10 protein-coding genes are annotated in these 11,309 nt (G+C 68.2%); 2 read left to right on the top strand and 8 right to left on the bottom strand.

Annotation, left to right across the window (positions count from 1 at the left end; translation table 11 throughout):
* The 5 genes from AC3WQZ_RS26225 to gtdA form a co-directional block, all read right to left on the bottom strand.
* The coding region (locus tag AC3WQZ_RS26225) for an MFS transporter (RefSeq protein WP_492301516.1) at positions 1 to 1,197 on the bottom strand (1,197 nt) is incomplete at its 3' end.
* A gap of 109 nt (positions 1,198 to 1,306) precedes the next feature.
* Complete coding sequence (locus tag AC3WQZ_RS26220; RefSeq protein ID WP_492301514.1) at positions 1,307 to 2,521, bottom strand: 3-hydroxybenzoate 6-monooxygenase; 1,215 nt, start codon at positions 2,519 to 2,521, stop codon at positions 1,307 to 1,309.
* Positions 2,522 to 2,548: 27 nt separating this feature from the next.
* Positions 2,549 to 3,190 carry a maleylacetoacetate isomerase gene (maiA, locus tag AC3WQZ_RS26215; RefSeq protein ID WP_011616858.1) on the bottom strand — a complete coding sequence of 214 codons (642 nt, stop codon included), beginning with the start codon at positions 3,188 to 3,190 and terminating at the stop codon, positions 2,549 to 2,551.
* 32 nt (positions 3,191 to 3,222) lie between these two features.
* Complete coding sequence (locus tag AC3WQZ_RS26210; RefSeq protein ID WP_010813403.1) at positions 3,223 to 3,921, bottom strand: fumarylacetoacetate hydrolase family protein; 699 nt, start codon at positions 3,919 to 3,921, stop codon at positions 3,223 to 3,225.
* Between the two features lie 95 nt (positions 3,922 to 4,016).
* Entirely contained in the window at positions 4,017 to 5,063 is a 1,047-nt protein-coding gene (gene gtdA, locus AC3WQZ_RS26205; RefSeq protein WP_010813402.1) for a gentisate 1,2-dioxygenase, read from the bottom strand.
* Positions 5,064 to 5,217: 154 nt separating this feature from the next.
* Between gtdA and AC3WQZ_RS26200 the strand changes: the two genes are divergently transcribed.
* Positions 5,218 to 6,156: a LysR family transcriptional regulator gene (locus AC3WQZ_RS26200; protein WP_011616857.1), complete on the top strand. Its 939-nt coding sequence runs from the start codon at positions 5,218 to 5,220 to the stop codon at positions 6,154 to 6,156.
* Positions 6,157 to 6,195: 39 nt separating this feature from the next.
* Here AC3WQZ_RS26200 and AC3WQZ_RS26195 read toward each other — a convergent pair whose 3' ends face one another.
* Positions 6,196 to 7,551, bottom strand: coding sequence for a serine hydrolase domain-containing protein (locus tag AC3WQZ_RS26195; RefSeq protein WP_492293888.1), 1,356 nt, complete (start codon positions 7,549 to 7,551; stop codon positions 6,196 to 6,198).
* Positions 7,552 to 7,752: 201 nt separating this feature from the next.
* On the opposite strand from AC3WQZ_RS26195, the gene AC3WQZ_RS26190 reads away from it, so the two are divergent.
* A complete protein-coding gene (locus tag AC3WQZ_RS26190; protein WP_011616855.1) occupies positions 7,753 to 8,664 on the top strand; it encodes a YihY/virulence factor BrkB family protein in 912 nt (303 codons plus the stop codon).
* Positions 8,665 to 8,697: 33 nt separating this feature from the next.
* Here the strand turns inward: AC3WQZ_RS26190 and AC3WQZ_RS26185 are convergent, their stop codons facing one another.
* On the bottom strand, positions 8,698 to 9,648 hold the full coding sequence (locus AC3WQZ_RS26185) for a CobW family GTP-binding protein (protein WP_439669816.1): 951 nt from the start codon (positions 9,646 to 9,648) through the stop codon (positions 8,698 to 8,700).
* On the bottom strand, positions 9,645 to 11,309 hold the full coding sequence (locus AC3WQZ_RS26180) for an amidohydrolase (protein ID WP_492301512.1): 1,665 nt from the start codon (positions 11,307 to 11,309) through the stop codon (positions 9,645 to 9,647). The genes AC3WQZ_RS26185 and AC3WQZ_RS26180 overlap by 4 nt, the downstream gene beginning before the upstream one ends.

Genomic DNA, 11,309 nt, shown 5'->3' with positions numbered 1-11,309 from the left:
GACCGACCCCACCACCGACCCCATCCGGCCAACGCCGTTGGCCCAGCTCACGCCTGTGGCACGGCAGTCGGTCGGATAGAAGCTGGCGGACAGCGCATTCGCACCCACCTGCGACCCTGAGACGCAGAAGCCCGCAAGGAACACCGCCATGCCCGCAGCCACCGGGTCGGAAGCAAAGCTGCCCACCGCCGCGATGCCAAGCGCCGCCAGTGAATAGCTGGACGCCAGCACATAGTGCGGATTGATCCGGTCCATCAGCCAACCCAGCGCAATCGCCCCCACCGTCCCGCCGACCTGGAACATGGTTGTCACCAGCGCGGCCGTGCGCAGCGAATGGCCCGCGGTGCGCAGCAGCGTCGGCAGCCAGCTGGACAGCAGGTAGATCACCAGCAGGCTCATAAAGAACGTCAGCCAGAACAGCAGCGTGCCCCGCAGCAGCTCGGGCCGGAACAGGTGCCGCACGGGCGAGCTGGTGCTGCGCTGTTCGCCGACCACGAAGGTGGCGTCGCGCAGGTCGGCTTGCGGCGCGATCTTCTGCAGCGTGGCGACGATGCGTTCGCGCTGCTTGCCGGCCAGCACGAGGTAGCGCACCGATTCCGGCAGCAGCCACAGCAGCAGCGCCGCCAGCACCAGCGGCATGACCCCGCCGGCCACCAGCACCGAGCGCCAGCCAAAGGCATCGATCAGCCCGGCGGAAGCCAGGCCGCCGAAAGCCGAGCCCAGCGTGAAGCCGCAAAACATGGTCGTGACCAGGAACGAGCGCCGCTTTTCCGGACAGAACTCCGAGGTCAGCGTGATGGCGTTGGGCATGGCTCCGCCCAGGCCCAGGCCGGTCAGGAAGCGCAGCAGCACCAGCGTCCACAGGTCCTGCGACCAGGCCGAGGCCAGGCTGGCGGCACCGAAGAACAGCACCGACAGCACCAGCACGCCCTTGCGGCCGAAGCGGTCGGCCAGCGGGCCGAAGACGAAGGCGCCGACCATCAGGCCGCCGAGTCCGGCGCCGAACAGCGGCGCCAGCTGGGCCGGCGTCAGCTGCCATTCCGCGCGGATGGCTGGCGCGATGAAGCCGATCGCCGCGGTATCGAAGCCATCGACCGCAACGATCAGGAAGCACAGCACGACGATACTCACCTGGAACGCCGACAGCGGCTGGCGGTCGATGAACGCGGTGACGTTCAGGGGTTGGCTGGCAGGCATGGTGGTCTCCTCCTTGATGCCAGGATTAGGGGCGAGTCACGTCCGGCTGCCTTATGCGCGGCCGCCAGATCGTTTCGGATTGACTGCGAAGAAAAGTTGCGCCAGCGGCTTACAGCCACGGCGTGGGGCTCAGGCACTGGTCGGCACGCCAGCCATGCAGCCACTGCAGCGCGTCGTAGAACTGCGCCTGCGTGCGGCCAGTCCACAGGCTGTTGCGCACCAGGCGGTCCACACCCTTGGCGTGGTAGACGCGGCCCATGTCGCGCGCGGCGTACAGCACGCGCGCGGTACGCGGGATGCGGGCCTGCTCGTACAGCTTGAATGCTGCCTCGTAGTCGCCGCCGGCGGCCTGCACCGCGGCGCCCAGCGTGACTGCGTCTTCCAGCGCCTGGCAGGCGCCCTGGGCCACGTATTGGGTCATCGGGTGTGCGGCATCGCCCAGGATGGTGGCGCGGCCGAAGCTCCAGCGCTCGACCGGGTCGCGGTCGGCGGTGGCCCAGCGCTTCCAGGAAGTGGGCCGGTCCAGCATCTGGTGTGGCAGCGGATGGATGCCTTCGAAGTACGACAGCACTTCCGCCTTGCTGCCGTCGCGCACGCCCCAGGCTTCCTGCTCGCGGCTGTGGAAGGTCACCACCAGGTTGTACTGCTGGCCGCCGCGCAGCGGGTAGTGGACCAGGTGGCAGTGCGGGCCGGCCCACACCACCGGTGCATTGACCTGCAGGTCCTGCGGCATGTCGGCGACGTCGACCACGGCGCGGTAGACCACATGGCCGGTGACGCGGGGTTCATCGCCGATCAATGCCTGGCGGATGGCGGACTTGACGCCGTCGCAGCCGATCACCGCGTCGCCATGGTGATGCTCGCCGTGCTGGTCGATCACGGTCACACCCTTGTCGTCCTGCAGTAACCGCTCCACGCGCGTGCTCGTGCGAAAAGTGATCAGCGGATGGTCCTGCACCGCCTCCAGGATCGACACGTGGATATCAGCGCGATGGATCACCGCATAGGGGTTGCCGAAGCGTTCACGATACGCCTGCCCAACGTCAACCTCGGCGATCACGCTGGTATCGATCGCATCGCGCAGGCTGAGGTAGTCGGTAAAGACAGCCCGGCTGCGCGCAGCTTCGCCTACGCCCAGCGCATCCAGTGCGGCAAAGGCGTTGGCGGCCAGCTGGATGCCCGCGCCGATCTCGCCGATCTGCTCGGCCTGTTCCAGCAGTTCGATGCGGATGCCCTGGCGTGCGAGCGCCAGCGCAGCGGCGAGGCCGCCGATGCCGCCGCCGATGATGAGGACCTTGCCGGTCGCGTTGTTGGTACTGCTCATGCTTGTCTCCTGGCCTGCGTGGTGGCGTCAGGCGGTGTAGTCGGGCTGGTGCGCTGGCGCGGCCTGGGCAAAGGCGGGATGGACGCTGGCGTGTGCGTAGACCGCCATCGCGCGCTGGTACCGGCTCAGGTCGCAGCCCATGCGCAGGGCGTTGGCAACTTGCGGCACCAGCGTGACGTCAGCGAGCGTCGGCGCATCGCCGAAGCACCACCTGCCATGCCCGTGCTGCGCCAGCAGGCGTTCCACGCCGGCCATGCCTTCATCGATCCAGTGGCGGTACCAGGCATCCTTCTGCTCGGGCGTGACCTTCAGCACGTCCTGCAGGTAGCGCAGCACGCGCAGGTTGTTGACCGGGTGGATGTCGCAGCCGATCAGCGTGGCCAGTTCCAGCACCCGCGCGCGCTGCACCGGGTCTTGCGGCAGCAGGCGCGGCACCGGCTGGAGCGCGTCCAGGTAGTCGATGATCGCGAACGACTGTCCGAGCGCAAAACTGCCATCCACCAGCGCGGGCACGGTCGCGGACGGGTTGATGCTTCCGACATATTCCGGCTCGCGGTGCTGGCCGGTGCGGATATTGACCGGCAGGTAGTCGTACGGCAGGCCCTTGAGGGCCAGCGCGATGCGCACCCGGTAGGACGTGGAGCTGTTGAAGAAACTATAGAGCTGCATGATCGGTAATGCCTGTGCTGCGATTCAGAGGTTCAGACCACGCGCACGGCCAGTTCGCCGAGGCCGTCCACGCCCGTGACCATGGTCTCGCCGGCCTTGACCGCGCCCACGCCTTCCGGTGTGCCGGTAAAGATCACATCGCCCGGTTCCAGGCGGAAGAACTGCGACAGGTAGGCCACCGTCTCGGCTACCGACCAGATCAGGTGCGACACGTCGCTGCGCTGCTTCGTGTCACCGTTGACGGTCAGCCAGATGCCGGCCTGCTGCGGATGCCCGATCTCGCTGGCGCGGTGGATCGGGGCGACCGGCGCCGAGGCATCGAAGGCCTTGCCGATTTCCCAGGGGCGGCCCATTTCGCGCATCTTCATCTGCAGGTCGCGGCGGGTCATGTCGAGGCCGACGGCATAGCCCCAGACGTGTTCGAGTGCCTGTTCGACCGGGATATCCGAACCAGCCTTGCCGATCACGGCCACCAGCTCGGCCTCGTAGTGGTAGTTCTGCGTCTGCGCCGGATACGGCAGGTCCAGCGTGGTACCTGCCTGCACCGGGACGATCGCGTCCGCCGGCTTGCAGAAGAAGAACGGCGGCTCGCGGTCGGGATCGAAGCCCATCTCGCGCGCATGGGCGGCGTAGTTGCGGCCCACGCAATAGACGCGGCGCACGGCGAACTGGTCGTCGCTGCCGGCAACGGGGATGGAAACGGTGGCGGGGGGCGTGAAGACGTAGGACATGGTTCGAGGTTTCCGGAAGTCGTCAGGTAAGCGGGAGCCTCAGGCGGTGCGCGCAGGCACCGCCCGGGGCAGGTCGGATCAGGGTCGCGAGACGCTCAGGTGCGCGCTTCGCGCAGCAGGTTCATCGCGGACAGCACGGGTCGGTCGGAATAGCTGAACAGCACCGCGTCTTCCAGCGCGCCCAGCTGCACCGGCGCCCACGACGGGGCCACGAAGGTGTCGCGCGGCTCGAACTGGAACTGGTCGTCGCCGATGCGCACCGTGCCGCGCCCTTCCACCACGCTGTAGACGGTGGCGTCGGTGCTGCGGTAGGTCTTGCCCTGGAAGCCCGCCGGCAGGTACTGCATGAAGGTGGCGATGGTCGGCATCGGCCAGCCGCCGGTGGCCGGGTTGATATAGCGCAGCTTGACGCCGTCCCAGGCATCGAGCTCGCCGTTGCGGTAGAGCTGGTCCAGCGCCTCGCGCGAGCGCTCGTACGGGTAGCTGAAGACCGGCGAAGTGGGATCGGTCACGCGGTGCCGCACCGGCACCATGTTATGGCCGAAGCGGGCAAAGCTGTCGCCCTCGACGCGGGTCACGGGCTGCTGGGCTTGCGGGTAGTTCTCGGCAAACCCGGCATCGAACTGCTGCACCAGCGGAATATCCAGCCCGTCCAGCCACACCACCGGCTCGCCTCCGTCCTCGACGGCGGGGTTGCCATGGTCATGCCAGGTCCACGACGGCGTGATGATGAAGTCGCCGGGATGCATGGTGGTGCGCTCGCCGTTGACCGCGGTCCAGGCGCCCTTGCCTTCCACGATAAAGCGCAGCGCGGACTGGGTATGGCGGTGGCTGGGCGCAATTTCGCCCGGCAGGATCAGCTGCAGGCCGGCGTACAGCGTGGAGGTGATGCTCGACTTGCCGGGAATGCCCGGGTTCTCCAGCACCAGCACGCGGCGCACCGCTTCCTCGGCGCTGATGACGCCGCCGGCCTGCATCACCAGCGGGCGGATCTGGGCGTACTTCCAGATGGCGGGAACGATCTGCGGCCGCGGTTGCGGCGGCACCAGCGCGTGCAGCGACTCCCACAGCGGGGTCATGTGGCTGCGGCCGATTTCTTCGTAATAGGCCACGCGGGCCGGGTCTGGGGTGTGTTCGGACATGCTGTCTCCGTGACTTTTGCAGGTGCTTTGGGGAGCGCTCTTTGCGGGTGCCTGTGTCGATGCACACCGTCTTGTTGTCGTTATACGCCCGGCCCTATAAGATTTGAAATGAACTTTTCATCTTATCGATACGTTTTTTTATATAGGTAGCTTCATGGACTGGACCCAGAGATTGCGGCTGCGCAACCTGCAGATGCTGCTGAGCCTGGCCGAGACCGGCAATATGAGCCAGTCGGCGGCCATGCTGAACACGACCCAGCCGGGCCTTTCCAAATGGCTGAAGGACCTTGAGGACGATATCGGGCTGCCCCTGTTCGAGCGCCAGGCGCGCGGGCTGCGGCCCACGCCCTACGGCGAGTCGCTGATCGAGCACGCCCGCCGGATCGAGGCCCAGCTGGATACCGCGCGCGACGACCTGCAGGCCATGCGCGACGGCGGCAGCGGGATCGTGGTGGTGGGTACGTCGGGCGCGTCGTCGGCGGATACCGTGCCGCTGGCAGCGCTGCAATTGCTGCAGCAGATGCCCCGCGCCAGCGTGCGGCTGGTGGAAACGACCATGGACCGGCTCATGAGCCAGCTGGCGCACAGCGAGCTGGATATCGTGGTGGGCCGCTCGGCGCCCGAGCTGCAGGACGCGCACATGCGCACCGAATCGCTCTACATGGAGCCGATCCACTTCGTCGCCCGGCCACGCCACCCGCTGCTTCAAGGCGGGCGCATCGGCTGGGACGACCTGTATCGCCACCGCTGGGTGGTGTGGCCGCGCGGCACGCCCATCCGCAACGCGCTGGAAGGCGCGCTGGCCAGCGCCGAGCGTGCCCTGCCGGCCGATTGCGTGGAGAGCAATTCCACTGTGCTGAATCTCACGCTACTCAACAACAGCGACATGATCGGCCTGGCCTCGCACCGCACCGCGCGCAGGCTGGAAGAGCTGGGCGCGCTGCGCATCGTGCCGCTGCGGCTGGCGGGGTTCGGCTCGGTGTCGATGTACTGGCGTGACGACGCGCAGTCGCGCGCGGCGGTCATGGCCATGCTGGATTGCCTGCGGCGGGCGGCGGGGGCACCGCAGGTGCCGGCGGAAACGCCGGCCTAGTCCAGATCGGGAGACTCTGCCGGCCGCTGCCGGCGTGGCTCAGCGGCTGACCGCGCGCTGGATCGCGAGCGCCGCGGCCACCATGGCCTCGGCGGATTCCAGCGCCCGGGCCGGATCGTCGCGCTTGCGCACCGCGGCTGCGCTGGTCGCACGCGCGGCGCCGTCCGGGCTGGCGGAGAACTTCACCACCGTCAGCCCCCTGGCCGGATTGATATAGATCTTCTGTCCGAAGCGCCCGCTGGCCTCGATGCTGCCGTCGCCGTCGTTGCGCTGGAACCAGTAGTTGCGGTAGCCATAGCCGTCGCGGCCCGGCATGGTGTTGCCGCGCGCAAATCGGACCTGGTTGCCGGCCGGCTGCAGCGCAATGCGAACCGCCGCCGGCGAGATCCCGCCCGAGGCGTCGCCCGCGGCCGCCCGGCGCACGGCCTCGGCAAAGCGGGCGGCGTCGCGCAGCGTGGAATTCATGCCACCGCTGGCCATTTCCGTGCCCTGGCGGTCCACCTGGGTGTAGGCATCATCGTCGGCAAAGCGGGCCCACAGCCGCTCGGTCACCAGTTGCGCCCAGCTCTTGCCGGTGATGCGCCGCAGCGCCCATGCTACCGCTTCCGGCGAGCCGTTCTGGTAGTACCAGACGCCGCCATCGTCGCGCCCGCCGGTGGCGTGGACGACCTTGAGGAAGTCATAGATGGTGTCCGGCGCCTCCGCCTTGCGCGGCACGATCCCCACCGCCCCGAACAGCGCCAGGTCCGGCGGCAGCCCCTCCGGGTAGCCCACCGGCACCTCCATATCCAGGTTCTGCTGTACCGTGGCCTCGCCGAACGGATTGCCGGCCAGTTCCGGCACATACTGCGCCAGCCGGGCCTGCGGATCGAGCTTGCCCTCCTCGACCAGCATGGCGGCCAGCAGCCCGGTGACGGACTTGGTCATCGAGGCCCAGATATGCGGCTGGTAAGGACCAAAGCCCGCGAGGTAGCGCTCATAGACGACCTTGCCCTGGTGCAGCACAATAAAGCCGTCGGTATGGGTGTCGCGCAGGTAGTCGGCCAGTCGGACCGTCTTGCCGGCCACGGCAAAGGTGGTGCCGTCCAGTTCCGTGCCGGGCTGGCCGGCCAGGGCCAGCGGCTGGCTGGCATGCCGGATGCCCGCCGTCGGCGACATCTCGCGCGCATGCCGGAACGCCCAGCGCATATACGGCGGACGCAGCCCGCTGCCGCGGCTGACCTGCTTGTCGGGCGGCGGCGGAAAGCCCTGCATGACCTCGTCCTCGGCAACGGCCAAAGGCTGGCCGGTGCCCTGCGCCAGCGCAACGCTCATGGGCGCCACCAGCAGCGCCACGGCCAGCCACACCCGACTGCGTCCGAATCCCGTCCTGCGCGACACTGTTTGCGCTTGCATGCTGTCTCCATTCCTGTCCAGGCGGTTGCACGCACGGTGCGCCGCCTTGTATGCATGAGGTGCAAGCCCGCATGGTGCAGGCCGCGGGCGCCATCTTGGAGGAAGCGGATTCCGACCACAATGATGCATTCGGAATAGAGCCATAACCCGGTGGAATGTCAGGCATCGAAGCCGCATAATGGCGAAACCCCTTCCTCTCCGATGTCTGCCATGCAGCTTCCCGACGCCCGCGTCCGTGACCTGCTCCGCCATCCGGGGCGCTTTGCCTGGCACACGCTCAGGCAGTTCCGCGCCAACCAGGGGCTGCTGCTGGCCGGCGCGGTGGCCTACTACGCGCTGCTGTCGATCGTGCCGCTGCTGATCCTGATGATCATTGCCCTGTCGCACGTGATCGAACCAGACCTGCTGTTGTCCACGCTCGCGCGCTACCTGGAGTGGGTGGTGCCGGGGCAGTCCAGGGCGCTGATCACCGAGCTTGCCGCCTTCCTGCGCAACCGTGGCACGATCGGCTGGGTGCTGCTGGTCACCATGCTGTTCTTCAGTTCGCTCGCCTTCACCGTGCTGGAGAATGCCATGTCGGTCATCTTCGAGCACCGCGTGGCGATCCGGCGCCGGCATTTCCTGGTCTCGGCGCTGCTGCCCTACTGCTATATCGCGGTACTTAGCGTGGGCCTGCTGCTGGTCACGGTGGTGTCAGGCGGCCTGCTCGCCATCGGCGAACGGCATGTGGAAGTGCTGGGCCGCGACTGGTCGCTGGACCGGCTCTCGACCGGCCTGCTCTACCTGCTCGGCTTCATTGGCGAGGTGCTGATGCTGACCTCGATCTACATGGTGATGCCGGTTGGCAGGCTGTCGCTGCGGCATGCGCTGAGCGGCGCGTTGGTTGCGGCCGTGCTGTGGGAAATCTCCCGCCATGTGCTGGCGTGGTACTTCACCACGCTGTCGCAAGTGAGCCGGGTCTATGGTTCGCTGACCACGGCGATCGTGGTGCTGCTGAGCCTGGAGATCGCGGCGACCTTGCTGCTGTTTGGGGCGCAGGTGATTGCGGAGTTCGAGCGTGGCGGCTGGGAAGGAAGGCCGGCGCATGCGGAACCGGAAGAATTCCACACCTGAGCGGCGCCGCAGCGACGCCGTTCGCGCGCCCGCTCAGGCGAGCGCCAGATCGAGGCAGGCGCGGATACGCCTCTCCTCCTCCGCACCGAAGGCACCGATCAGGACCATTGCAGACCCTGCCGCATCGCCTTGCGCCATCGGACTCAGCCGCATGCGGCCCGCGACCACATGCAGTTCGTGCAGGCGCGGATCGGCTGCCAGCCTGACCATGCCCTTCGCGCGCAGCAGCCGCACCGGCAGCGCCTTCAGCGCCTGCCGCAGCAGCGCCTTGTCGAAGCCGCGGCCGGTCTGGTATGAAATGCTGCGGATGCCGGCGGGCACGGTGCCGACGGCTCGCCGCCAGTGCCCGCCCGCCTGCAGCACGGCATCGGCATGTGGTTCCGGCGGGGCGGCGTCGACAAAGACCGACAAGGGCACCTCGCCCTCGCATGCGGTCAGCACCGCGGCATGCGGCGCGATGGCGTCGACCGTGGCGGCAGCCATTGCCAGCGCATCCGCATCGGCAAGGTCTGCCTTGGTCAGCACCACTACCGAGGCCCCCGCGATCTGTTGCCGCACCATGTCGCCCACCAGCGGATCGTGCAGGTTGTGGCCGACCTCGGTCACGTCCACGGCCACCGCCACGGCATTGAGCACAAAGGCCCGATCCAGCAAGCCGACCTGAGCAATGCGCTGCGGGTCCGAGACGCCGCTGGCCTCGATCACCAGCAAGTCCGGCCGCTGCTCCCGCGCTGCGATGGCCACCAGCGCCTCGGCCAGCCGGCCGCCAATCGAGCAGCAGATGCAGCCGTTCTCCAGCTGGATCACGTCGTCGCTGCGCGTGCGGATCAGCGCGGCATCGATATTGATCTCGCCGAAATCGTTGACCAGCACCGCGATGCGGCGCCCCTGCGCGTTGGCCAGCAGGCGGTTGAGCAAGGTGGTCTTGCCGGCGCCAAGGTACCCGCCGACCACCGCCAGCGGGACCGGAGCCCGCGCGTTCATCGTGCCGGCGCCGCGAACACGCGCCCGCCCAGCACCGTGCCCCAGACGCGCACATCCTTCAGGCGCTCTGGAGCCACCTCGGTCGGGTCATCTTCCAGCACGGCAAAGTCTGCCAGCTTGCCGGGCGCGATGCTGCCGATGCGGTGATCGAGCTTCAGCGTATAGGCCGCACCCATGGTGATGGCATACAGCGCGTCGGCGGCCGGCAGGCGCTCAGCTTCGCCCAGCACGCGGCCGGAAGCGGTCTGGCGCTGCACCGCGCACCACGCCGTAAAGAGCGGGTTCAGCGGTGTGATCGGCGCATCGGAATGGATCGCGAACGGAATCCCCAGCCGCCGCGCCGTGCCCGCCGGGTTCATGCGCGCGGCCCACGCCGGTCCCACGGTCTGGCCGGCATGCGCATCGCCCCAGTAGTACAGGTGGTTGGAGAAGAAGTTGATGCACAGGCCCAGCCGCGCCGCGTGCGCCAGCTGTGCCTCGTCCGCCAGCTGGCAGTGCTGCAGCGTATGGCGATGGTCCGCGCGCGGATGGCGCGACAGCATGGCTTCCAGCACGTCCAGCACCACTTGCGTCGCCTCGTCGCCATTGGTGTGGATATGCAGCGGCAGGCCGGCCAGGTGGAATGGCGTGAAGGCGTCGAGCAGTTGCTCGGGCGGGATCAGCCACAAGCCATTGGCCTGGCCCCCGGCATACCCCGGCGCGCGCAAGCGCGCGGTAAAGCCCTGGATCGAGCCGTCGACGATGAACTTGACCGGACCGAAGTGCAGCTTGTCGGTGCCGGCCGCCGCCGCGGCCTGCACGCGGGCGGGGCCGCCCTGCGCATTGCGCTGCGGCGAGAACGCCGGAACGATGCGCAGCGGGAAGCCGGGGTCGGCAGTGACCGCCTGCAGCGTCTCCAGCCCCTTGGGCGACAGGTCGTTGACCAGATCCGTCGCCGTGGTCACGCCCGCCAGTTGCGCCACGCGGCCGAAGCGGCGCACCGCGTCGGCATTCTCGGCCGCCGCCAGCGACAGGCCGCTGCCAAGCACGCGCTGCACCGGGAACATCGCCGCGAATTCCTGCAGCTCGCCGGTGGGCAAGCCCCGCGCGTCCTTGTGCACGCCGTCGATATCGGTGTCCTCGTCGATGCCGGCCCGCGCCAGCATCGCGGAATTGACGTTCATCAGATGCACGCTGGCATGCATCACCACGATGGGCCGCGTGGCCGACACACGATCCAGCTCGCGCACCGACAGCCGGCTGGCGCCGAAATAGATCGGGTCGAAGCCCCAGGCCAGCAGCGGTGTGTCCGGGTCATGCATCTGGCTTGCCGCGCCCGCCAGGCGATCGATCACCTGCTCCAGCGTGCGCAGGCCGCGCCACAGCTTGCCGTCCGGATCGCGGCGGTCGAAGTAGCCGACGTAAACCGCATCCCACATCGCGCCTTCCATCAGGTGGCAATGGCCTTCCACCAGCCCGGGCATCAGCACGTTGCCACGGAAGGTGTCGACCTGCACCGCATCCGGCCAGCCGGCCATCTCGGCGGCGCCGCCCACGGCAAGGATCCTGCCGTCGCGCACCGCGACATGTGTCGCCTCGGGCTGGCCGGCTTCCATCGTGAGGATCTTGCGCGCCACGAATACCTGCGTGCGCGCCGTGTCGTCTTGTGTCATGGATTGCAT

The organism is Cupriavidus sp. FW305-26, from assembly GCF_058787975.1.
This window is presented reverse-complemented; position numbering and strand designations above follow the sequence as displayed.